This is a genomic window from Streptomyces sp. NPDC047061, from assembly GCF_040643955.1.
In the GTDB taxonomy this organism is placed as follows: Bacteria; Actinomycetota; Actinomycetes; order Streptomycetales; family Streptomycetaceae; genus Streptomyces.
The window spans coordinates 65,670-89,175 of record NZ_JBEYVI010000022.1; the positions used below are offsets into that span (position 1 = coordinate 65,670).

General features: G+C 70.1%; 16 protein-coding genes and 1 pseudogene. 9 read left to right on the forward strand and 8 right to left on the reverse strand.

The window, feature by feature from the left end; translation table 11 throughout:
- The first annotated feature begins 1 nt into the window (after position 1).
- The 5 genes from ABZ887_RS28290 to ABZ887_RS28310 all read left to right on the forward strand — a co-directional run bounded on the left by ABZ887_RS28290 (position 2) and on the right by ABZ887_RS28310 (position 5,121).
- Positions 2-1,339, forward strand: coding sequence for a GTP-binding protein (locus ABZ887_RS28290; protein WP_361294799.1), 1,338 nt, complete (start codon positions 2-4; stop codon positions 1,337-1,339).
- Positions 1,340-1,570: 231 nt separating this feature from the next.
- Positions 1,571-2,680 (forward strand): aliphatic sulfonate ABC transporter substrate-binding protein, encoded by a 1,110-nt coding sequence (locus ABZ887_RS28295; protein ID WP_361294802.1) that lies wholly within the window; start codon positions 1,571-1,573, stop codon positions 2,678-2,680.
- A gap of 35 nt (positions 2,681-2,715) precedes the next feature.
- The gene (locus ABZ887_RS28300; protein ID WP_361294805.1) at positions 2,716-3,501 is read left to right on the forward strand and encodes an ABC transporter ATP-binding protein; all 786 of its coding nucleotides are present in this window, start codon (positions 2,716-2,718) and stop codon (positions 3,499-3,501) included.
- Entirely contained in the window at positions 3,488-4,366 is an 879-nt protein-coding gene (locus ABZ887_RS28305; RefSeq protein WP_361294808.1) for an ABC transporter permease, read from the forward strand. Before ABZ887_RS28300 ends, ABZ887_RS28305 begins: the two co-directional genes overlap by 14 nt.
- Positions 4,367-4,371: 5 nt before the next feature.
- Positions 4,372-5,121 carry a sirohydrochlorin chelatase gene (locus ABZ887_RS28310; protein WP_361294811.1) on the forward strand — a complete coding sequence of 250 codons (750 nt, stop codon included), beginning with the start codon at positions 4,372-4,374 and terminating at the stop codon, positions 5,119-5,121.
- 190 nt (positions 5,122-5,311) lie between these two features.
- On the opposite strand, the gene ABZ887_RS28315 is transcribed toward ABZ887_RS28310, so the two are convergent.
- A complete protein-coding gene (locus ABZ887_RS28315; protein WP_361294814.1) occupies positions 5,312-6,322 on the reverse strand; it encodes a 2-dehydropantoate 2-reductase N-terminal domain-containing protein in 1,011 nt (336 codons plus the stop codon).
- A 71-nt stretch (positions 6,323-6,393) separates the two neighbouring features.
- The gene (locus tag ABZ887_RS28320) at positions 6,394-6,945 is read right to left on the reverse strand and encodes a DUF1697 domain-containing protein (protein WP_361294817.1); all 552 of its coding nucleotides are present in this window, start codon (positions 6,943-6,945) and stop codon (positions 6,394-6,396) included.
- 384 nt (positions 6,946-7,329) lie between these two features.
- On the opposite strand from ABZ887_RS28320, the gene ABZ887_RS28325 reads away from it, so the two are divergent.
- Complete coding sequence (locus ABZ887_RS28325) at positions 7,330-9,585, forward strand: MMPL family transporter (RefSeq protein ID WP_361294820.1); 2,256 nt, start codon at positions 7,330-7,332, stop codon at positions 9,583-9,585.
- A gap of 277 nt (positions 9,586-9,862) precedes the next feature.
- Here the strand turns inward: ABZ887_RS28325 and ABZ887_RS28330 are convergent.
- Positions 9,863-11,061, reverse strand: a pseudogene (locus ABZ887_RS28330) (RNA-guided endonuclease TnpB family protein).
- A gap of 102 nt (positions 11,062-11,163) precedes the next feature.
- Positions 11,164-12,411, reverse strand: a complete 1,248-nt coding sequence (locus tag ABZ887_RS28335; protein ID WP_361294823.1) for a reverse transcriptase N-terminal domain-containing protein — start codon at positions 12,409-12,411, stop codon at positions 11,164-11,166.
- Positions 12,412-13,447: 1,036 nt separating this feature from the next.
- On the opposite strand from ABZ887_RS28335, the gene ABZ887_RS28340 reads away from it, so the two are divergent.
- Complete coding sequence (locus ABZ887_RS28340) at positions 13,448-14,311, forward strand: aminoglycoside phosphotransferase family protein (protein ID WP_361294826.1); 864 nt, start codon at positions 13,448-13,450, stop codon at positions 14,309-14,311.
- Between the two features lie 74 nt (positions 14,312-14,385).
- On the opposite strand, the gene ABZ887_RS28345 is transcribed toward ABZ887_RS28340, so the two are convergent.
- The 4 genes from ABZ887_RS28345 to ABZ887_RS28360 form a co-directional block, all read right to left on the reverse strand.
- The gene (locus tag ABZ887_RS28345; protein WP_361294829.1) at positions 14,386-15,105 is read right to left on the reverse strand and encodes a 3'-5' exonuclease; all 720 of its coding nucleotides are present in this window, start codon (positions 15,103-15,105) and stop codon (positions 14,386-14,388) included.
- Positions 15,106-15,216: 111 nt separating this feature from the next.
- Positions 15,217-16,458: an SAV2148 family HEPN domain-containing protein gene (locus ABZ887_RS28350; protein WP_361294832.1), complete on the reverse strand. Its 1,242-nt coding sequence runs from the start codon at positions 16,456-16,458 to the stop codon at positions 15,217-15,219.
- Positions 16,459-16,561: 103 nt separating this feature from the next.
- Positions 16,562-17,878: a copper amine oxidase gene (locus ABZ887_RS28355; RefSeq protein WP_361294835.1), complete on the reverse strand. Its 1,317-nt coding sequence runs from the start codon at positions 17,876-17,878 to the stop codon at positions 16,562-16,564.
- A gap of 58 nt (positions 17,879-17,936) precedes the next feature.
- Positions 17,937-18,752 (reverse strand): Tat pathway signal sequence domain protein, encoded by an 816-nt coding sequence (locus ABZ887_RS28360; protein ID WP_361294838.1) that lies wholly within the window; start codon positions 18,750-18,752, stop codon positions 17,937-17,939.
- A 196-nt stretch (positions 18,753-18,948) separates the two neighbouring features.
- Between ABZ887_RS28360 and glgX the strand changes: the two genes are divergently transcribed.
- Entirely contained in the window at positions 18,949-21,057 is a 2,109-nt protein-coding gene (glgX, locus tag ABZ887_RS28365; protein ID WP_361294841.1) for a glycogen debranching protein GlgX, read from the forward strand.
- Positions 21,058-21,152: 95 nt separating this feature from the next.
- Complete coding sequence (gene treY / locus ABZ887_RS28370) at positions 21,153-23,504, forward strand: malto-oligosyltrehalose synthase (RefSeq protein WP_361294843.1); 2,352 nt, start codon at positions 21,153-21,155, stop codon at positions 23,502-23,504.
- The last annotated feature ends 2 nt before the right edge of the window (positions 23,505-23,506 follow it).

A 23,506-nucleotide genomic window follows, 5' to 3' on the forward strand; every position in this document is an offset into this window, starting at 1 on the left:
CATGAGCACCAGCACCACGGAACTCGGCCTCACCGAGACGACCCTGCTGCGGTTCGCCACCGCCGGCTCCGTCGACGACGGCAAGTCCACCCTCGTCGGACGGCTGCTGCACGACTCCAAGTCGGTCCTCGCCGACCAGCTGGAAGCCGTCGAGCAGGCGTCCCTCAGCCGCGGCAAGGACGCCCCCGACCTCGCCCTCCTCACCGACGGCCTGCGCGCCGAGCGCGAGCAGGGCATCACCATCGACGTGGCCTACCGCTACTTCGCCACCCCCGAGCGCCGGTTCATCCTCGCCGACACGCCCGGCCACGTGCAGTACACCCGCAACATGGTGACGGGTGCCTCCACCGCCGAGCTGACCGTGATCCTGGTCGACGCCCGCAACGGCGTCGTCGAGCAGACCCGCCGGCACGCCGCGATCGCCGCCCTGCTGCGCGTCCCGCACGTCGTCCTCGCCGTCAACAAGATGGACCTGGTCGACTACCAGGAGCCGATCTTCGCGGGGATCGCCGAGGAGTTCACGGCGTACGCCACCGAGCTGGGCGTCCCCGAGGTCACCGCCATCCCGATCTCCGCGCTCGTCGGCGACAACGTCGTGGAGCCGTCCGCGAACATGGACTGGTACGGCGGCCCGACCGTCCTGGAGCACCTGGAGACCGTCCCGGTCAGCCACGACCTGGCGCACTGCCACGCCCGGCTGCCCGTGCAGTACGTGATCCGCCCGCAGACCGCCGAGCACCCGGACTACCGCGGTTACGCCGGCCAGATCGCGGCCGGCACCTTCCACGTCGGCGAGGCGGTCACGGTCCTGCCGTCCGGCCGTACGACGACGATCTCCGGCATCGACCTGCTCGGCAAGCCGGTCGACACGGCATGGACCACCCAGTCGGTGACCCTCCTGCTCGCGGACGACATCGACGTCTCGCGCGGCGACCTGATCGTGCCGACGAAGGACGCCCCGGCGACCACCCAGGACGTCGAGGCGACCGTCTGCCACGTCGCCGACCAGCCGCTGACCGTCGGCCACCGGGTGCTGCTCAAGCACGGGACCCGCACGGTCAAGGCGGTCGTCAAGGACATCCCGTCCCGGCTCACGCTCGACGACCTGTCCCTGCACCCGCACCCGGGACAGCTCGTCGCCAACGACATCGGCCGGGTGAAGATCCGTACCGCCGAGCCGCTGCCGGTCGACTCCTACGCCGACTCGCGCCGCACCGGCTCGTTCATCCTGATCGACCCCGCCGACGGCACCACGCTCACCGCGGGCATGGTCGGCGAGTCGTTCGCCTCCCCCGAGCCGGTCAAGGACGAGACCGAAGACGACGGCTGGGACTTCTGACATGACGATGACCGACGTCTACGCGACGTTCGCGAAGGAGGGCGGCCGCGTCGGCAGCGGCGACCTCGGGAGCGGGCAGGGCGGGGTGGCGCGATGTGCGTGAAGACGTACGCGCACTGCCTGCGCGCCCCGGCCCCCCACCCGACGTCCCGGATGCGACGAAGACCTGCCGACCTCCCGGCCACGACCTGAAAGACCGTGACCGCCGGGCCAACGAGAGGAAAGCCTCCCGTGCCTGCCAACCGCTCCACGCTCCTTCGCCGCGGCATAGCCGCGCTCGCCGCGCTCCCCCTGCTCACAGTCGCCGCCTGCGGGTACGGGTCGGACTCCGACAAGACCGACACCACCAAGGTCGCCGCCGGAGCCAAGAAGATCGACGGTCTCGACACCGTCAAGATCGGCTACTTCGGCAACCTGACCCACGCGACCGCACTGGTCGGCAACCAGAAGGGCTTCTTCCAGAAGGAGCTCGGCGCCACCAAGGCCAAGTACGCGATCTTCAACGCGGGCCCGTCCGAGATCGAGGCGCTCAACTCCGGCTCGATCGACATCGGCTGGATCGGCCCCTCCCCGGCGATCAACGGCTACACCAAGTCCAACGGCACCGACCTGAAGATCATCGGCGGTTCGGCGTCCGGCGGCGTGAAGCTGGTCGTCAACCCGAAGAAGATCAAGTCGCTGGCGGACGTCAAGGGCAAGAAGATCGCGACGCCTCAGCTGGGCAACACGCAGGACGTGGCGTTCCTCAACTGGGTCGCCGACCAGGGCTGGAAGGTCGACGCGCAGAGCGGCAAGGGTGACGTCACGGTCGTCCGCACCGACAACAAGATCACCCCGGACGCGTTCAAGGCCGGTTCCATCGACGGCGCCTGGGTGCCGGAGCCGACCGCGTCCAAGCTGGTCGCCGAGGGCGGCAAGGTGCTGCTCGACGAGTCCACGCTGTGGCCCGACAAGAAGTTCGTGATCACGAACATCATCGTGTCGCAGAAGTTCCTCAAGGAGCACCCGAAGGTCGTCGAGGCGGTCCTCAAGGGCTCGGTCGAGACCAACAAGTGGATCAACGCCAACCCGGACGCGGCGAAGGCCTCCGCCAACAAGCAGCTGACGGTCGACTCCGGCAAGGCGCTGCCCGACGACGTCCTGAACTCGGCCTGGTCGTCCATCCAGTTCACCGACGACCCGCTGGCCTCCACCCTCAACACCGAGGCCCAGCACGCCGTCAAGGCCGGTCTGCTCACCGACCCGCTGCTGAAGAACATCTACGACCTGACGCTCCTCAACAAGGTGCTGAAGGCCGACGGCCAGAGCGCGGTCGACGCCGCCGGTCTCGGCAGCAGCTGACCCCGGTCCCGACGAGTTCCCAGGAGGTGACGACCATGGCCACGACCACGACACTCGCCAAGGCCGACGAGTCGGTCGAGTACGCGGCACGCCTTGAGCATGTCTCGAAGTCCTTCGCGACTCCGGGCGGGCAGCAGCTCGTCCTGGACGACATCACCCTCGATGTCGCGCCGGGCGAGTTCGTCACCCTCCTGGGGGCCTCGGGCTGCGGCAAGTCCACGCTGCTGAACCTGGTGGCGGGGCTGGACCGCCCCACCGCGGGCTCCATCGCGACGGACGGGCGGCCCGCCCTGATGTTCCAGGAGCACGCTCTCTTCCCGTGGCTGACCGCGGGCAAGAACATCGAACTCGCCCTGAAGCTCAGGGGGGTTCCCAAGAACGACCGCCGTACCAGGGCCGAGGAACTGCTCGAACTGGTCCGGCTGAAGGGCGCGTACGACAAGCGCGTCCACGAGCTGTCCGGCGGTATGCGCCAGCGGGCCGCCCTGGCCCGCGCGCTCGCCCAGGAGAGCAGACTGCTGCTGATGGACGAGCCGTTCTCGGCGCTGGACGCCATCACGCGCGACGTGCTGCACGACGAGCTGACCCGGATCTGGCAGGAGACCGGCCTCTCCGTCCTGTTCGTCACGCACAACGTGCGCGAGGCGGTGCGGCTCGCCCAGCGGGTGATCCTGCTGTCGTCCCGGCCGGGCCGGATAGCCCGCGAGTGGGAGGTCGGCATACCGCAGCCGCGCCGCATCGAGGACGCGCCCGTGGCCGAACTGTCCCTTGAGATCACCGATGTACTGCGTGGGGAGATCCGCCGCCATGGCCAGCACTGAGACGACGCCGGCCAAGGACGCCGGAAGTGTCGAGGCCGGCCTCGACGCCCTGGAGACGACGGCCACCAGCCGCCCGACCCTCCGCCAGACCTTCACCGGCAAGATCCTGCCCCCGATCATCGCGCTCGCCGTGGTCCTCGTGGTCTGGACGCTCCTGGTCCCGGTCGTCGACGACCCGTCCAAGCTGCCCTCGCCGACCGCGGTGGGCGACGCGTTCAAGGACGCCTGGCTCAAGGGCGACCTGCTCGGCTACATCTGGACCAGCGTCAGCCGCGGCCTGCTCGGCTTCCTCTTCGCGCTCGTCATCGGCACCCCGCTGGGGCTGCTGGTGGCGCGGGTGAGGTTCGTGCGCGCGGCGATCGGCCCGATCCTGTCCGGCCTCCAGTCGCTGCCGTCGGTGGCGTGGGTGCCGCCGGCCGTGATCTGGCTGGGCCTGAACAACTCGATGATGTACGCCGTGATCCTGCTCGGCGCGGTCCCCTCCATCGCCAACGGCCTGGTGTCCGGCGTCGACCAGGTGCCGCCGCTGTTCCTGCGGGCCGGGCGCACGATGGGCGCGACCGGCGTCAAGGGCATCTGGCACGTCGTGCTGCCGGCGGCCATGCCCGGCTATGTGGCGGGTCTGAAGCAGGGCTGGGCGTTCTCCTGGCGCTCGCTGATGGCGGCGGAGATCATCGCGAGCTTCCCCGACCTCGGGGTGGGTCTCGGCCAGCTCCTGGAGAACGCGCGGACCGCCAGTGACATGGCGATGGTGTTCGAGGCCATCATCCTGATCCTGTTCGTCGGCATCGCGATCGACCTGCTGATCTTCAGTCCGCTGGAGCGGTGGGTGCTGCGCAGCCGCGGTCTGCTGGTGAAGAGCTGAGGTCCATGTACAGCAAGCCGGTCCGCCCCGTCCTCGTGGTGATCGCCCACGGCAGCCGTGATCCGCGGCATGCCGCGACCGTGCACGCCCTGGTGCGGCGGGTGCGGTCGCTGCGGCCCGGGCTGCGCGTGGAGACCGGCTTCCTGGACTTCAACATCCCGTCCGTGCACGGGGTGCTGGAGTCGCTGGCGGCGGAGGGCGTGCGCGACGTCGTGGCCCTCCCGCTGCTGCTCACCCGTGCCTTCCACGCGAAGGCGGACATCCCGGCCGTGCTGCGGGACGCGCCGCCCCGGCTGCGGATCCGCCAGGCCGAGGTGCTGGGCCCGTCCCCGCTGCTCCTGTCGGCCCTCGAACGGCGGCTGTACGAGGCGGGGCTGACCTCCGCCGACAAGTCCTCGACCGGGGTCGTGCTGGCCTCGGCGGGGTCCAGCGACCCGGAGGCGATCGCGGTGATCGCGGAGATCGCGCGGGAGTGGCGGCACACCGGCTGGTGCGCCGTGCGGCCCGCGTTCGCCTCCGCGTCCCTGCCCCGCACCGAGGACGCGGTACGGGAACTGCGGGAACTGGGCTGCGCCCGGGTGGCCGTGGCCCCGTACGTCCTCGCCCCCGGCTTCCTGCCCGACCGGATCGCGCGGGGCGCGGCGGAGGCGGACGTGCTGGCCGAGGTGCTCGGCCCGGCGCCCGAGGTGGCGCGGGTGCTGCTGGAGCGGTACGACGCGGCACGCACCCCGGCCCTGGCGGCCGTGGGGGCCTGAGCGACAGGCCTGGTGTTCGCGGTCCGGCGCTCCCCTGTCCGTCGGACCGCGAACAAGCCGGCCCGCGGCAGGCTCTCACGAGCGTCGCGCCGTGGCCGGCACTTACTTCTGCGTCGCGTCCGGCGAACGTGTCACACCTGGGCCTTTACCGGTCCGGATTCCCAACGACTTGGTCCCGCCCGGCAGTTGATCAGGTGGTCGCGGCCTCGTCGGCGAGCCGGGCGAGTTCCCCGACCGGCATCGAACCGGGCGCCCGGCGCTCACGTGCGTAGGCGTTGGCCAGTTGCCGGAGCAGGTCGTTGAGCGGGGTCGGCACGCCGTGCAGGCGGCCCAGCAGGGCGATCTCGCCGTTGAGGTAGTCGGCCTCGATGGTGCCGGTGCCGCGGCTGAGGGACTGCCACGAGGAACCGCCGCCGCGCGGGGCGCCTGCCAGCGGGACCAGGTCCACCTTGTGGCCCCGCAGCGCCCGCTGCTCCTCGACGCTCGCGTACGCGATCCCGGCGGCGTCGAGTACGGCCGCGCCCTCGGCCCGCACCCGCTCGAACAGGGTCATGGCCGCGTCGTCGGCGACGGGCCCGGCGACGGCCTCCAGCGCGTTGCCCAGGTTGGACAGCAGTTTGGCGTACTGCCAGCGCGCCACGTCGGGCACGACCGGCGCCTCGAAGTGCGACTTCTCCAGGTCGGCGGCGACCAGCCGGGCAGTCGCGTCGGTGCCGTGGGGGTACCGGCCCAGGTGCAGCATGCCGGTGAGCGGGGCGCCGCCGGCGGAGACGACGCCCGGTTCGACGAAGGTCGACGGCAGCCAGACGCAGACCCCGTAGACGTGCCGGAAGACGCGCAGGGCGAGGCGCTGGCCCTCCACGCCGTTCTGGGCGCAGAACAGGGGCAGCCGCTCCGCCGCCGTGCCACCGCCCGCGACCGGTGCCGGCCCCCAGCTTCCCAGGGCGGTCACGGTGTCCTGTGTCTTGACGGCGAGGACGAGTACGTCGTCCGCCCGCAGCTCGCCCAGCTCCCCGGGCCCGGTGACGGCCTGCAGCCGGTACGTGTACTCGCCGTCCGGCACCTTCAGCCGCAGCCCGCCGTCCCGCAGCGCCGTGTGGTGCGCGCCCCGTGCCACCAGGACGACGTCGTGTCCCGCGCCGGCCAGCCGGCCGCCGATCGCACCGCCGACGGCCCCTGCTCCGATGATGATGTAGCGCATGGGACGAGCCTCGCACAGGCGTCCGTCCCGCCCCTGGGGCAGGGTCCGGGGTCAGGCCTCCCGGTCCGGGGTCACGCCTCCCCGGCCGTGAGCTCCACCAGCTTGACGACGGTGTTCCAGTTCCGGGTCGTGGCGATCAGCCCCTTGTGGACCCGGGGCCGGGACAGCGCCTCGGCGAGCTTGGAGCGGCCGAGGCCGTCCGGGGCGTAGAGGTACAGCGCGCGGTCGCCCAGCCGGAACTCCTCGGGGAGGTGGGCGGCGGGGTCGATGTCCGCGTAGCGCTCCGGGGCCACCGGCTCGGAGAGGTAGGTGACGTGGAGCTGCTTGGCGGCCAGCTCGGCGGCCGGGAAGGGGCAGGCCTCGACGACCGCCTTCAGGTAGGCATGGTCGCGGACGAGCACGTCGACCGAGAAGCCGAACCGCTCCTCGATCGCCTTGGCCAGCTCCGCCGCGAGGGACTCGGCGTCCCCGTGGGCGGCGGTGAAGGCGGCCTGCCCGCTCTGCAGGTAGGTCTGGACGGAGCCGTACCCCAGGCCGGTCATCAGTGCGCGCAGTTCGGCCATCGGGAGCTTCTTGTTGCCGCCCACGTTGATCCCGCGCAGCAGTGCCGCATACGTCGTCATTCGAACACCTTAGAACGGCCGTCGTGCCCCGTGGGGGTGGGCACGACGGCCGTGCCGGGCAACCCGGGTTGCCCGAAACTCTGGCCGATCGGACCGGCCAGGAGCAACTCCTACACGCACCTGTGACTTGTTCAACAAGGTTTCGCAATCACAAAGAGGATCCCCGTCGTCGGAAGGGACAGCCCTGATCATCACCCCCGAGATGGGTGGATAGATGTAAGGGCCCGACATCCTCCTCGGCGACGAGAGGCGGCCGCCGTACTTCACCGGACAGCACGAGGAGTCGGTCTTGTCGGCCCCATACCTTCGAATCGAACGAACGAAGTCGTGAAGAGATCGTGGCGACCGGGGGGTCGTCACCGCACACGAGGGGGCATTTCCGTCATGGATCCCGTCAAGGGCAACGGAGAGACGCGGGTGCGGGGGCTGGCCGCCCGGGCCGGCGGCTGGAGCGCCCGGCACCGCTGGGCCGCCGTCGGTATATGGGTGCTGTTCGTCGTCCTGGCGATGGGGCTCGGCTCGGCGGCCGGCCGGGTCGACGTCGACGAGAGCGACCAGCTGAAGGGCGAGACCCACACCGCGGCGAAGATCATCGACGACGCGGGCATCAAGGAACCGGCGAGCGAGACGGTCCTGGTCCAATCGAAGGACCCGTCGGTGAAGGCCACGGACGCCGCCTTCAGGGCCGCCGTCACGGAGGTCATGAAGGCCGTCGACGGCACCGGCAGGGTCACGGACGTCACCTCGCCCTACACCGCCGGGACGATCTCGAAGGACGGCCGCAGCGTACTGGTCCAGTTCGACATGCGCGGCGACTCCGAGACCGCCGGCGACCGGGTCCAGCCGGTCCTGGACGCGGTGGCCGGGGTCCAGAAGACGCACGGCACGCTGCGGATCGAGGAGATCGGCGGCGCCAGCATGAACAAGCAGTACGACGACGCCTTCGGCAAGGACTTCCAGCGGGCCGAGTACTCCGCCGTGCCGGTGGCCTTCGGCATCCTGCTGATCGCCTTCGGCGCCCTGGTCGCCGCGCTGCTGCCGGTGGGGCTGGCGGTCACCGCGATCATGGCGACGATGGGTCTGATGGGCCTGGTCAGCCACCTGCAGCCGATGAGCGACACCGCCAACTCCGTGATGCTGCTGGTCGGCATGGCCGTCGGCGTCGACTACTGCCTCTTCTACCTGCGCCGGGAGCGCGAGGAACGGGAGGCCGGCCGGGACGCGGGCGCCGCGCTCCGGATCGCCGCCGCCACCAGCGGCCGGGCGATCATCGTCTCCGGTGTCACGGTGTGCGTGGCGATGGCGGGCATGCTCTTCACCGGCCTCGCCGAGTTCGAGGCGATGGGCCTGGCCTCCCTGATGGTCGTCGCGGTCGCCATGGTCGGCTCCGTGACCGTCCTGCCCGCCCTGCTCTCCCTGCTGGGCCACCGGGTCGAGAAGGGCCGCCTCCCCTTCCTGCGCCGCAAGCGGGCCCACGGGCCGTCCGAGAGCCGCTTCTGGACGGCCGTGCTGCGGGGCGTGCTCGCCAAGCCGCTGGTCTCCGTGCTCGTCGCGGTGGGCGCGCTGCTCGCGGTCACCGCGCCCGCCCTCGGCATGAAGACCTCACAGCTCACCCTGGACCAGGAGTTCGGGAACTCGCTGCCGATCGTGCAGACCTACGACCGCGTCAACCAGGCCTTCCCGGGCGGCTCCGAACCGGCCGAGGTGGTCGTCAAGGCGAAGGACATCAACGCCCCCGAGGTCCGGCAGGCGCTGACCGACTTCAAGGACCGGGCGATCAGCTCCGGCGCCTCGCGCGGCCCGGTCGACATCAAGCTGCACGACGCCCAGAACGTCGCCCTGATCACCGTGCCCCTGGTCGGCGGCTCCGACATGGACAAGGCCGGCCAGAGCCTGCAGAAGCTGCGCGACCAGGTACGGCCCGCCACCCTCGGCAAGGTCGACGGCGTGCAGGCGCCGATCACCGGAAACGTCGCGGGCAACCAGGACTTCAACGACCAGCTGCTCGGCTCGGTGGTCCCGGTCTTCGCCTTCGTCGTCGTCTTCGCCTTCCTCCTGATGCTGCTGTCGTTCCGCTCGCTGACGGTCGCGATCACCTCGATCCTGCTCAACCTGCTCTCGGTGGGCGCCGCCTACGGCATCCTCGTCGCCGTCTTCCAGCACGGCTGGGGCGCCTCGCTGGTGGGCGCCCAGGGCGTCGGCGCGATCGTCACCTGGCTGCCGCTGTTCCTCTTCGTGATCCTGTTCGGCCTGTCCATGGACTACCACGTGTTCGTGGTCTCCCGGATCCGTGAGGCCCGGCTGCGCGGCCGGTCCACCAAGGACGCGATCCAGCACGGCGTGGTCACCACGGCCGGGGTCGTCACCAGCGCCGCCGTCATCATGGTCGCCGTGTTCGCGATCTTCGGCACGCTGTCCATGCAGTCCATGAAGCAGATGGGCGTGGGCCTGGCGGCCGCGGTCCTCATCGACGCGACGATCATCCGGGGCGTGCTGCTCCCGGCGGTGATGGCCCTGCTCGGCGAGCGCAACTGGTACCTGCCGAGCTGGCTGCGGTGGCTGCCGGACCTGACGCACGACGAGTCGCCGGAGGCGGTGGCGCCGGTGACGCGGGGCGAGGAGGAGCGGCTGCGCGTCTGAACCGCGCGGTGCACCACCCTCTGACACACACAGGGTCCGTTGGTCTCCGGGGGAGCCAACGGGCCCTGCTCCGCGTGTGCGGATACTCAGCGTTGACAGCGGGCCAGCACCAGATTGCCGCCCTTCTCCAACCGGTGCCGGAGTTCGCCGAGGCCGATGGCCCCGCTGTAGTCCTCCTGGAGGGCCGGAGTGGCCACCTTGTCCTTCCACTCGGGTTGACATGCTCCTCGCTCTGAAGGGCGAGGATTCTGGCCTTCCTTGACTGGTCGCTGTGCCGCTACGCGGCACGGTTTCCGGTCGGGAATCCATGGCTTCCTGTTTCTTCACGCTGTGCCGGGATCACTCCTGGTCTTACCAGCGCTCCGCAGGCCGATACCGCCAGTCCGGCGGCCTGTTTGACGTTGAGTGCGGCATTATGGTCCCGGTCGTGGACGGTGCCGCAGGCGGTACAGGTCCACTCCCGCACGTGCAGGGGTTTGGGTCCGTCCACGGCGCCGCACGTGGAGCAGGTCTGGGAGGTCGGTGTGAACCGGCCGATCCTGACCAGGGTACGGCCGTAACGCTCTGCCTTGTACTCCAGCATGCCGATGAACGAAGACCATCCGGCGTCGTGCACGGACTTGGCCAGCTTCGTGCGGGCCAGAGCCTTCACCGACAGATCCTCCACGGCGATCCCTTGGTTCTCGGAGATCAGCCTGGTGGAGAGCTGGTGGTGGAACTCACGGCGCGCGTCGGCGACTTCGGCGTGGGCGCGGGCGACCTTCAAACGGGCCTTGGCCCGATTCTTCGATCCCTTCTCCTTGCGGGCCAGCTCCCGCTGGGCCTTCTTCAGCTTCTTCTCCGCGCGGCGCAAGAAGCGCGGGGAGTCGATCTTCGTGCCGTCGGACAGGACCGCGAAGTGGGTGAGGCCGAGTCGATGCCGATGGTGCGGTCGGTTGCGGGCATGCGCGCTTGGTCGGTGGCGGGGTCGGTGTCGATGACGAAGGAGGCGAAGTATCGTCCGGCCGCGTCCTTGATGACGGTGACGGAGGTGGGGGTGGCGGGCAGAGTGCGGGACCACTTCACCTTCACCGCGCCGATCTTCGGCAGGTTCAGGCGGCCACTGCCGGTGATGTTCCAGCGGGCGTTGGCGGTGAACCGGATCGACTGCCGGGCGTCCTTGCGGGACTTGAAGCGGGGCGAGCCCGGCTTCGGGCCCTTGCGGGTTCCCCTCTGGGAGGCGAAGAAGTTGCGGTACGCACTCTCGGCGTCCCGCAGGGACTGCTGGAGCACCACCGCGGACACCTCTCCCAGCCAGCACCGCGAGGCGGTCTTCTTCGCCTCGGTGATCAGTTTCCGGGACAGCTCGCCCGCCGTGAGGAACGCCTGTCCGGCTTTGCGGGCGTCCTCACGGGCGCGGACCGCGTCGTTGAACACGACGCGGGCGCACCCGAACGCCCTGGCCAGCGCGACCTGCTGAGCGGCATCGGGGTACAAGTCGGGTAGCCGGGATGCATTACTGCATCCCGGCCCCCTCAGAACCGTGCGTGCACCTTTCAATGCACACGGCTCAAGCTCGCCCCATGGGCCAGCGCAGTTTCACTTGGTCTGCACGCCATCTTGAGCGTGTAGCTGTCGATGGCATGCGGAGTGCACGAGACGGAGGTTGGTTCGATTGTCGGAGCCGCCGTCTCGCCGGTAAACGAAGTGATGCTTGTGCAGCATCTTCTTCGAGGCCGCGAACCAGTTGATCCACTCACGTGGACTATCCGGTTCGTACTCGGCCCCGGCGATGAGCGCCTGATTACAGAGTGGGCAGAGCCCCTTCTGTTTGTACGCCAGAGACAGACTCACCTTGTCCATCGGCGGTGGCGTCTTCTTACGGCGGCGCTCTTGCCAGTACTCGGCCAGGGCAGGGTCGTCGGGAGACGCCGCGCCCTTCACCTGTACGTGGCGGACAATCTTGGTCCAGCCGAACTTGGGGAGATAGGCGCCGCTGATACGGTCCCCGAATACCCACTTGTCGTTTCTGGATTCGTTGAACCTGCCGAAGTATCTGTTGGCTACCCAGACCCTCGACTTCCTCGGATGGCTCCTTTTCACCCACTCCCAGAGCAGCCCCCACACATAGTTGTCGAGACTTGAGAATGTTCTAGAGGAAACCGCCTTCCGGTAGTACGCCGACCATCCACGGATGAGACTCCGGCCGGGGAAGCCCCCGACGGCATCCATCAGGCGAGGATGGTCGATGCGGTCGAATGCCGCCGACAGATCAGCGTCGAGAACCCAGAGGCGTTTGGCGTTCTTGCGTGCCGTTGCCCCGAAAATGGCCTCGATCGCGTCGTGGCACCCTCTCCCCGGACGGAAACCATACGACCGGGGTTCGAAACGGGCTTCCCACTCGGGTTCCAGTGCATTCTTGACACGGGCCTGCATGGCCCGATCCCGAATCGTCGGAATACCGAGCGGGCGTTGCTTCCCGTTACTCTTCGGGATGTACACCCGCCTGACCGGCATGGCTCGCCAGGGTTTCTCGACCCGATGGACCTCTGACGCGAGATTCCACCGAGCCTTGGGCGTTACCGCCTTCTTCCTGTCGACGCCGGCCGTCTTGCGGCCAGTACTCAGCTGGGACACTCGTCGCACGCTCACCAGCGTGTTGGAGTAGCTCCGCAGCATGAGCTTTTGCAGATTCCTGACCTTGGGCCAGTCCTCTTCCTGCGCGGCCTTGAAGATCCGCTGTCTCAGTCGCCGCACTTCTCCCTCGCATTGACTCCAGTCAATCTGGTGCCACAGCGTGGAAGCGTCCTCGGGTCCGTTCGCCGGGCTGAGCGATAGAGCAGACATGTCCACCGTCCTCCCGGTGTCCAACTTGCCCCTCGGTTCAGGCTTCTTCTCAGTTCACTTCAAAGGCTCACCTGGTTCACGTCTGCTCCCTTTCGGGGACCGGCATTAGCTTCTTGAACCATCCTGTCCGGCTGAGGGATTCCGCTCTCCTTGCGGTCGGCCTACCAGATCACTCTGGACCTCAACCGGGTTTCCACGTTCCGCACCACCAAGATACGTCCGGGGAGGGTGCCCCCTATTGCCCCGCGGCCAGCGGTGTTCACGAGCCTCGGGTCAGAACCCTCAGCTCCGCTCGATGCCTCACAACATCCGGGCCGTAGCCGCCACTCCTGCTCAGCATCGGGCGGCTTACGCTGACGAGGCTTTGACAGGGGTTCACTTTCGTTCACCCTTCCGGACTGCCCCTCGGCCTGTGGCGCCAGATGCCTCGACACCCTTGGGCCTTGAGCGCTCAGCTTCACACCCCACCGTTGCCAGTGACGCATGTGAGCGTGGGGCCAGACCTCAGAACACTGGTCTGGGACAGCTCAGTTGAGGCCGAGCTGTCCGCTTGAGCGGTGCGACCTCGTGTCGCACCCTGAAGGCGTACCGGGCGTGCGCGCAGTGCAGAAGCATCTGCTCCGCCTGCGCGGGCGTCGGGTACATCCGAAAACGTGCCATGCCGCGAACCCGGCCACCGCGTTCCCCACCCGCGCACACCATCGACCAACCGCACCCAAGTGAGTGACCACTCCCGCCTACTGACCCGGCCGACCACCAGCCACCAGCCACCAGATGCTCGACTCCCTGTCACCACCTCCTCTGCGAGGCCACCCTTTGCACCATGGGCGGCGACGCCGAATCGCCCCGACGGCGATTCGGTCTCTTCTGCCCCGCTTGGCGGGAGCGGGCATTCACCCCGGCCATGAAGGACCGGGCACCCTGCCCGAGAGCAAGGTGGATGCGAGACTGGCCGCCGGACGGCGAGAAGACGACGCCGTGTGCACCCGCACAGCCGCGGGCGCGCGGGCGTCGGCGACGGACACGGAGGCGGACGATGGACGAGGCAAGGGCGCGGGACGTACTCGCCGCGGCGCATGTACTGCCCGGCGCGGCGGCCGACGCCTCGCTCCTGGCCCTGGGCGAGAACGCGGTGTTCGCCGCCGGGGACCTGGTGGTGAAGGTCGGCCGCGACGCCGAACTCCTCGACCGGGCCCGGCGCGAGCTGGAGATCGCCGGGTGGCTGGCCGAGGCGGACGTACCGGCCGTACGGGCCGCGGAGCAGAAGGCACTGCTCGTCGACGGCCACCCGGTGACCGTGTGGCACCGGCTGCCGGATCCGGTACGGCCGGCCGAGCCGCAGGATCTGGCCGAACTGCTGCGGATCGTGCACGCACTGCCGACTCCCCCCTTCACCTTGCCGCCCCGCGAACTGCTGGGCGGTGTGGAGCGCTGGCTGCGACTGGCCGGCACCGCGATCGCCCCCGCCGACGCGGCGTACCTGCGGGAGCGCCGGGACGGCTTCGCGGCGGCCGCGGCCGCGCTGACCCCGCATCTGACACCGGGACCGATCCACGGGGACGCGCTGCCCCGCAACGTGCACGTCGGCCCAAACGGGCCGGTCCTGGTCGACCTGGAGACCTTCTCCTCCGACCTCCGCGAGCACGACCTGGTGGTGATGGCACTGTCCCGGGACCGGTACGGGATGCCGGCGGACGCCTACGACTCGTTCGTCACGGCCTATGGCTGGGACGTGCGCGAGTGGGAGGGCTGCGGCGTGCTGCGCGGGGCCCGGGAAACGGCCAGCTGCGCGTGGGTGGCCCAGCACGCACCGACCAACCCGAAGGCGCTGGCCGAGTTCGAGCGACGGGTAGCGTCACTGCGGGAGGGAGACGAGTCGGTGCACTGGTATCCCTTCTGATCTGTGCCGCGGCCCCTGAGGAGCGCCCCAAAGGGGCGCGGGGAACTGCGCGGCCAGCCCCCACCGGCCCGCACTCAGACCACTTCGGCCAGCTCCCGCAGGGGCCACGCCCCGTCCACCACCGCGTCGGCCTCCCCCTTGCGCCGCAAGAACTGCTGGAAGTCCGCGGCCCACTCCGCATACCACTCCACCTGCCGCCGATGCAGCTCCGCCGGACCCAGCGCCGCGATCTTCGGATGGCGCTCGGCTATCGCGCCGGCCAGCCGCGCCGCCGCGAGGGCGTCGGCAGAGGCGTTGTGGGCGGCGGCGAGGGTGATGCCGTACTCGGCGCAGACCGCTTCCAGGTTCCGCTTGCCGCGGCGGTAGCGGTCGACCCAGCGGTCGATGGTGTACGGGTCGACGACCGGCCCGGGGGCGAGGCCGCCGAGGCGGTCGGAGAAGGACGGGAGTCCGTGCCGGCGGAGTTCCGCCGAGAGCAGGGTGAGGTCGAAGGTCGCGTTGTAGGCGACGACCGGGACGCCGGTCTTCCAGTAGCCCGTGAGGACGTCCGCGAGGGCGTCGGCGACCTGGTCGGCCGGACTGCCCTCCGCCGCCGCCCGCTCGTTGCTGATGCCGTGCACCGCGACCGCGTCGGCCGGGATCTCCACGCCCGGATCCGCCAGCCACTCGCGGCGGCCCAGCTCCTGCCCGGCCCTGACCTCGATCACGGCCCCCGTGACGATCCGTGCCTCGCGCGGATCCGTACCCGTCGTCTCCAGGTCGAAGCCGATCAGGAGCTCCTGGTGCCAGCCCATGGGCGGCCCCCCTTCTTGGTGGTGCTTTCCCCCAGTGGTCTCCACCCTCGCATGCCCCACTGACAATCAGAGGACCGCGTTCCGCTTATGCCGCCCACGCGCAGGGACAGTTCACGACACCGGGCGCGAATCCGCCCAAGCCATCTCGAACTCCTCGCGGTACGTCGGGAAGAGGCCTGTTTCCACGGCATCGTCCGACTTGACCACCTTGCCGCCGTTGCGGAGCACCAGCACCGGCGACTCCATTCCGCGCGCGCCGCGCAGATAGGACTGGACGACCGCGACGCCGTCGGCGCCGTCGCCGTCCACCAGGTAGGCGGAGAAGCGGGGGGTGTCGTCGTACACCTGGATCTCGAAGGCGCCAGGGTCGCGCAGCCGGGAGCGGACCCGGCGCATATGGAGGATGTTCATCTCGACCGAGCGGCCCAGTTCGCCCCGTTTCATCCCGAGTTCGCGTTCGCGGCGCTTGACCGCGCTGGAGGCGGGGTTGAGGAAGAGGAGCCGGACCCGGCAGCCGGTCTCGGCGAGGCGGATCAGCCGGCGGCCGGAGAAGTTCTGCACGAGCAGGTTGAGGCCGATACCGATGGCGTCCAGACGGCGGGCGCCGCCGAAGAGGTCCTCGGCCGGGAACTGGCGCATGAGGCGGACCCGGTCGGGGTGGACGGCCACGACGTCCGCGTAGCGGTCGCCGACGAGGTCCTCCACCGCGTCCACCGGCAGCCGGCGCGCCGAGGGCACGTCGCCGCCCGCGCCGAGCATCTCCAGGAGCCGGGCGGAGGCGCGCTCGGCCTGGTCGAGGACGGCCCCGGACAGCGCCCGGTTGCGGGAGACGATGTTGCGGGTCACCTCCAGCTCGTCCAGGGCGAGCTCGACGTCCCGGCGCTCGTCGAAGTACGGCTCGAAGCAGGGCCAGTGCTGCACCATCAGCTCGCGCAGCTGCGGCAGGGTGAGGAAGCTGAGCACGTTGTCGTCGGCGGGGTCCAGCAGGTACCCCTTGCGGCGGCTCACCTCGCGGACCGCGGCCGCCCGCTGGACCCACTCCTGGCCGGCCGGACCGACCGCGGCGACCACCCACTCGTCGCCGTGGACGGGTTCGTAGATGGGCCGCAGCACGGCGGCCACGACCGCGCGCATCCGCTGTTCGACGAGGTTCAGCCAGATGTAGGCCCGGCCGGCCCGCTGGGCGCGCGTACGCACCTCCAGCCAGGCGTCGGCGTCCCACTCCAGCTCCGGCCCGATGGAGCCCGTGGCGTCCATCGGCCGGGCCAGGGACACCGCGCCGGGCGGGACGTCTGTGGAGTTCCCCTCGTGACCCTCGTCACCAGGGGGCAGCTCCAGGCCTCCCGAGCCCACCCCGTGCACCGCCTTCCGCTCCCCCGAGCTCTCCCTGTGCCAACGATCAAGGAAGGGTACTCCGGGAGCGGTCGGCGGTGCAGCCGGATGCCCAGGTCGTTTCTCAACTACCGTTTCCGGGCTGTCCGTTCTGATCAGCAAGGGCGGCCGGAGTGAGCGGATTCATAGCGGTGACGTCCCGCGGGGCGATGGAGAAGCCCTGCCAGTGGACCGGCATCGGCTGCTGGTCCTCGTCGCGCGCGATGTGGTGGAAACCGACGTTCACCCAGACCACGGGGTTGGTGAGGGTCTGTCCGTTCACGAACTTGTCGACGGTCTTGGGGTGATCGCTCGCGCAGCCCGGGTTGTTGCTGGCGAACTGCTCGCACTTGTCGTACTGGGTGAAGTAGACGTCGTGCGAAGTGAACGCATGGCCCGGGTACTTGCTGCTGGCACCCCGGACGATCTCGTACGACCGGGCGTGCCCGTCCTTGTTCTTGCCGGCCGTGCTGACCACCCGCCACCAGCGCATGTTCGCGGCGTCACCGGCGAGTTCCTTGGTGACGTCGGTGCGGGTGGTCTTGTTGCTGGGCGCCTCCTGGCCGTGCACGGGGGCGCTGACCTTCGAGTCGTACTGCTCGACGCGGCTCTTGGAGGAGCCGTCGAGGTCGAAGTCCAGCTTCCAGAAGACGTTGTGGCTGTGGCTGGTGGCATAGGCGTGGGCGCCCTTGCCGATCGGCCAGCCGCGGCCGTCCCCGGCGTCGTAGTCGCCCGGCGAGAGGCTGCCGGTGGCGCCGACGTTCATGTTGATCGTGCCGTCGTCCTGGAACCGCCACTCGGTCATGTACTCGTACCAGCCGACCTTGTTGACGGTGTAGATCAACAGGTCCTTGCCCTGCTGCTGGTACACCCGGTTGCCGGTGTCGGCCTGCATCCGGTACGCGTGGCCGCGCGAACGGGTGGTGGTGCACAAGCCGTTGACGTTCGGGTGGGCCGGGTCCCAGGCGTCGGGGACCTTGACGGTCTTGATGGTGCCGCCGGGGCACTCGGCCGAGTCGAGCGGCACCAGGCCCTGGGCGAAGCCGAAGCCGGTCAGGTCGTCGTACTCGACGCTGCCGTCGTCGTAGGGGACGTCGATCTGGGCGAGACGAGCGCTGGAGAGCACCTTGATGGGGGCGGACTCGCCCTTGGGCTGGTAGGAGATGTGCTCCAGGACCAGCCCGGCCTTGCTGTCGTAGCGCCAGCACATCCGCCAGGTGGTGCCGGTGGAGAGCTTCTGTTCGATGCGGTAGGCGGCGGAGCAGTCGGCGGCGGCCGCGCCGGCCCGCTTCGGCTGGGCGACGGCGGGTCCGGCCGCGGTGGTCACGCCGGCGGCCAGCGCGGCCGCGGACAGGCCGACGGCGGCCGTCCTGCGGGCACGGCGGATTCTGTTCGGGTGCATGACGAAGTGACTCCTGGTACGGGAGATGCAGGGTGGAAGGGTGAACGAAGGAGCCGGCTCAGCCGCCGAGCTTCACGACCTTGCGTGCGCTCAGGTCGACGATGAGCGACCTGGCGTCGATCCACGGGCCGTTCTTGACCTTCGGGAAGAGCCGCACGCAGCGGTGTTCGCCGCACTTGTCGAGCGCGGCCGGCTGGGCGCCCGGAGTGGCGCGGTAGACCGCGCTGTTGAGCAGCAGCTGCTGTTCCGGGTCGGTCAGCTCGCTGCCGGTGGCGTCCTTGAAGTCCGCCTTCAGGCCGGCCCCGAGCGGGTCGGCGACCAGCAGCTTGAGCGCCTCGACGTTCTCGTCGTGACTGAGCGGCGGCTGGACGCCCGTGCGGCTGGTGGTCTGCTCGACCTTGCCGGTGTCGAGGTTGACGGTCCGGGTGACGAGGGTGTCGTCCCGGTAGTCGTAGAACGTCACGTCAGCGCGGCGCGGCGCGTTCGTGGCGTCCAGTTCGTCGGCGTCCGGCTCGGCGAGATCGACGCTGAGCCGCTCGGGACCGCGTCGGCCCTCGACGTTCTCCCCGGCGCTGAACATCTGCTTGGTCAGAGCGAGTTGTTCGACGCGCTTGGTCTCGTCGTCGGTCAGCGGGTCGCTGCCCGTGCCCTTCTTCCCCTCGGCCGGCGCCTGTTCCACCACGCCCGGCTTGACGGCGTCCTGGCCCTGGCCGCCCTGCTGGGCGGCGGCCACGCCGCTCCCGTCGCTCCCTCCCGACTCGTTCGCCCCTGCCGTACCCGGGAGGGTGATCCCGACCATCACGGCGGTCCCCGCTACCGCCAGTCCCGCACCGGCCACCACTTTGCCCAGATGGCGATGCACTATCTTGCGCACATCTTCCCCTTACTCCCCCTTGGTCACAGGGAGTACGTGTCTGCCCCACTGGTTCGGCACACATCACCACATCGGTCACTGCGTGCACTGGTCGCCGAGTAAGAGGGACGTAAGTCACAAGGGGTTCCATTACTTTCGGGCAGACTCATGACCAAGGCGCCCCCGGGCGCAGGACGCACCTGGAAGAGTCGACTTCATGCAGGTCTGGCCTGGAGAGGCATATCCGCTCGGCGCCACGTACGACGGCGCCGGGACCAACTTCGCGGTCTTCACCGAGGACGCGGACCGAGTGGAGCTGTGTCTGCTGCACGACGACGGCTCCGAGACGGCGGTGGAACTGCGGGAGAGCGACGCCTTCGTCCGGCACGCGTACCTGCCGGGCGTGATGCCGGGGCAGCGCTACGGCTTCCGGGTGCACGGCCCGTACGACCCCGGGCGCGGGCAGCGCTGCAACTCGGCGAAGCTGCTGCTCGACCCGTACGCGAAGGCAATCGGCGGTTCGGTGCACTGGGGCGAGGAGGTGTACGGCTACCACTTCGGCGACCCCGACAAGCGCAACGACCTGGACTCGGCGCCGCACACCATGACGTCGGTGGTGATCAACCCGTACTTCGACTGGGGCGACGACCGGCGGCCGCGCACCGAGTACCACCACACCGTGATCTACGAGGCCCACGTGAAGGGCCTCACCATGCGCCACCCGGGCCTGCCGGAGGAGCTGCGCGGCACCTACGCGGGCCTGGCCCACCCGGCCGTCATCGACCATCTGACGGCGCTGGGCGTCACGGCCCTGGAGCTGATGCCGGTCCACCAGTTCGTCAACGACCACCGGCTGGTCGACATGGACCTGAACAACTACTGGGGCTACAACACCATCGGCTTCTTCGCCCCGCACAACGCGTACGCCTCCTGGGGCGACCGCGGCCAGCAGGTCCTGGAGTTCAAGTCGGCGGTCCGCGCGCTGCACGAGGCCGGGATCGAGGTGATCCTCGACGTGGTCTACAACCACACCGCCGAGGGCAACCACCTCGGCCCGACCCTGTCCTTCCGCGGCCTGGACAACCAGTCGTACTACCGCCTGACGGACGACCCGCGCTACTACATGGACACCACCGGCACCGGCAACTCGCTGCTGATGCGGTCCCCGCACGTACTCCAGATGATCATGGACTCGCTGCGGTACTGGGTCACCGAGATGCATGTCGACGGCTTCCGCTTCGACCTCGCGGCGACCCTGGCCCGGCAGTTCCACGAGGTGGACCGGCTTTCGTCGTTCTTCGACCTGGTGCAGCAGGACCCGATCGTCTCCCAGGTCAAGCTGATCGCCGAGCCGTGGGACGTGGGCGAGGGCGGCTACCAGGTGGGCAACTTCCCGCCGCTGTGGACCGAGTGGAACGGCAAGTACCGGGACACCGTGCGCGACCTGTGGCGCGGCGAGCCCCGCGCACTGGCGGAGTTCGCGTCCCGGCTGACCGGCTCCTCCGACCTCTACCAGGACGACGGCCGCCGCCCGCTGGCCTCCATCAACTTCGTCACCTGCCACGACGGCTTCACGCTGCACGATCTCGTCTCGTACAACGAGAAGCACAACACGGCCAACGGCGAGGACAACCGCGACGGCGAGAGCCACAACCGCTCGTGGAACTGCGGGGTCGAGGGCCACACCGACGACCCCGGGATCCTCGAACTGCGCGAACGGCAGATGCGGAACTTCGTCGCCACGCTGATGCTGTCCCAGGGCGTGCCGATGATCAGCCACGGCGACGAGTTCGCCCGCACCCAGCAGGGCAACAACAACGCGTACTGCCAGGACAACGAGGTGTCCTGGGTGGACTGGCCGTCCCCCGACGACGACAGCGACCTGCTGGCCTTCACGCGTGCGATGGCGCGGCTGCGCAAGGAGCACCCGGTCTTCCGGCGCCGCCGCTTCTTCCACGGCCGCCCGGTGGAGGGCACCCACGACGAGCTCTCCGACATCGCCTGGTTCACCCCCGAGGGCCACGAGATGGCCCAGCGGGACTGGGACTCGGCCCAGGCGTCGGCCCTCACGGTCTTCCTCAACGGCAACGCGATCTCGGAACCGGGCACCAGGGGACAGCGGATCGCCGACGACTCCTTCCTGCTGATGTTCAACGCGTCACCGGGCCCCCTGGAGTTCCTGGTACCGGTGAACCACGGCCGGCAGTGGGAGGTGGTGGTCGACACGGCGCGGGCAGAACCGGTGCCACCTGGGGTGAAGGTGGACGGGGGAGAGCGTCTGACGTTGCTGGGACGAAGCCTGACTGTGTTGAAGAGGCCGGCATAGACGCGCCCCTTTAGGGGCGCGGGGAACTGCGCGATCAACCCCCACCGGGCCCGCACTGTGACACAAAACCCAACCAGACGGGTACATACGTCCGCATGACAGCCGAGCGAATCACCCCCACCGTCCCGACGGCCACCTACCGACTACAGCTCCAGCCCAGCTTCCCTTTCTCGGCGGCCTCCTCGGCCGTGCCGTACCTGGCCTCGCTCGGCGTCTCCCACCTCCACCTCTCCCCCGTGCTGGAAGCCGTCCCCGGCTCCACCCACGGATACGACGTCGTCGACCACGCGCGCGTGCGCGAGGAACTCGGCGGCGAGGACGGGCTCCGCGCACTCGCGGCCACCGCGCGGTCGCACGGTCTCGGCCTCGTCGTCGACATCGTGCCGAACCACATGGCCATGTCCCCCCGCCACAACCACGCCCTGTGGGAGGTGCTGCGCGAGGGTCCGAAGTCGCCGTACGCGCGCTGGTTCGACGTCGACTGGGAGGCGCAGGGCGGCCGGCTGCTGGTGCCGGTGCTGGGCGGGCCGGTCGGCGAGGTGCTCGGGGAGCTGGTGGTCGACGGGGACGTACTGCGCTACCACGAGCACGCCTTCCCGCTCCGCGACGGCACCGCGGACCTGCCGCTGCCGGAGTTGCTGGACGCCCAGTGGTACCGCCCGGTGTGGTGGCGGCTGGCCCGTACCGAGCTGAACTACCGGCGGTTCTTCAGCATCTCGGAGCTGATCGGGGTGCGGGTGGAGGACCCGGAGGTGTTCGAGGCCACCCACGGCAAGATCCTCCAGCTGCTGCACGAGGGCGTGCTGGACGGGCTGCGCGTGGACCATCCCGACGGGCTCGCCGACCCCGACGGCTATCTCGCGCGGCTGCACGAGGCGACCGGCGGGCGCTGGACGGTCGTGGAGAAGATCCTGGCCGACGGCGAGCAGCTGCCGGCCGGCTGGCCGGTCGCGGGGACCACCGGGTACGACGCCCTGCGGCACGTGGACGGCCTGTTCACGGATCCCGCGGGCGCCGGTGAACTGCTGGGCCAGTACCGGAGGTTCGCGGCCCCGCAGACGGACCGGGGCGGCGACTGGGCGGCCACGGTGCGGCGGGCGGCCTACAAGGTGGTCACGCACGAGCTGGCGGCCGAGACGGACCGGCTGACGAGGGTCGCCACGCGCGTGTGCGCGACCTCGCCGGATCCCGCCCTGCGCGACCGGGCGCCCTGGGCGCTGCGCACCGCGCTGCAGGAGCTCCTGGTGCGGATGCGGGTGTACCGGCCGTACGCCTCCGGTGACGTGTCCGCCGTGGTCACCGAGGAGGCCGCCGAGGAGGCCCGGCGGGCCTTCGTGGTGCCCGCCGAGGGCGGGGCCGTGGACGTGGTGCGCGGGCTGCTGGTGGCGGGGGACGGGCCGGGGTTCGCGGAGTTCCGGACGCGGTTCGCGCAGACCGCCTCGGCGCTGCGGGCCAAGTCCGTGGAGGACACGGCGTTCTACCGCTATGTGCCGCTGCTGTCGGCGACCGAGGTGGGCGGGGACCCGGGCAGCCCGGGCGTCTCCCCCGACGCCTTTCACGCGTACTGCGCGCGCGTGCAGCGCGACTGGCCGCTGACCGGGACGGTGGTGACGACGCACGACACCAAGCGCAGCGCCGATGTGCGGGCGGCGCTGGCGGTGCTGACGGAGTGTCCGGAGCGCTGGGCGGACGTGCTCACCGAGGTGACCCTGGACGGGGAGGGGGTGCCGGACGCGCAGCTGGCCTGGGCGGCCTGGCAGACGGTGTTCGGGCTCGGTCCGGCGGCCCCGGAGCGGGTGCGGGGGGCGCTGGTGAAGCACGTGCGGGAGGCGGGCCTGTACACGAGCTGGACGGAGCAGGAGCCGCCGTACGAGGAGGCGGTGGTCTCGTTCGTCGGGGCGGGGCCGTGCGGGGCGCCAGGAGAGCGCGTGGCGGCCTTCCGGGCCTCGCTGGAGCCGCACGTCCGGGCGAACGTGCTGGGCACGGCCCTGGTCCACCTGACAATGCCCGGGGTGCCGGACGTCTACCAGGGCACGGAGGGCGAGTACCGGGCGCTGGTGGACCCGGACAACCGGCGGCCGGTCTCCTTCCCGCCGGAACACCCGGGCGAGAAGGACGCGGTGACGGCGGCGGCGCTCCGGCTGCGGACCCGGCGCCCGGACGTCTTCGGGGACACGGCGACGTACGCGCCGCTGACCGCCGAGGGGCCGGCCGCCGCGCACTGTCTCGCGTTCTCGCGTTCCGGGGCGGTGGTCACGGCGGTGACCCGGCTGTCGCTGCGGCTGGCCGCGGCGGGCGGCTGGCGGGACACGGTCCTGCCGCTGCCGCCGGGGCGGTGGGCCGACGCGCTGGCGCCGGGGCGGGAGTTCACGGGTCACGCACGCGTGGGCGAGCTCTTCGGCAGGCTGCCGGTGGCGCTGCTGGAGCGGGTGGGAGACGGGAACTGACC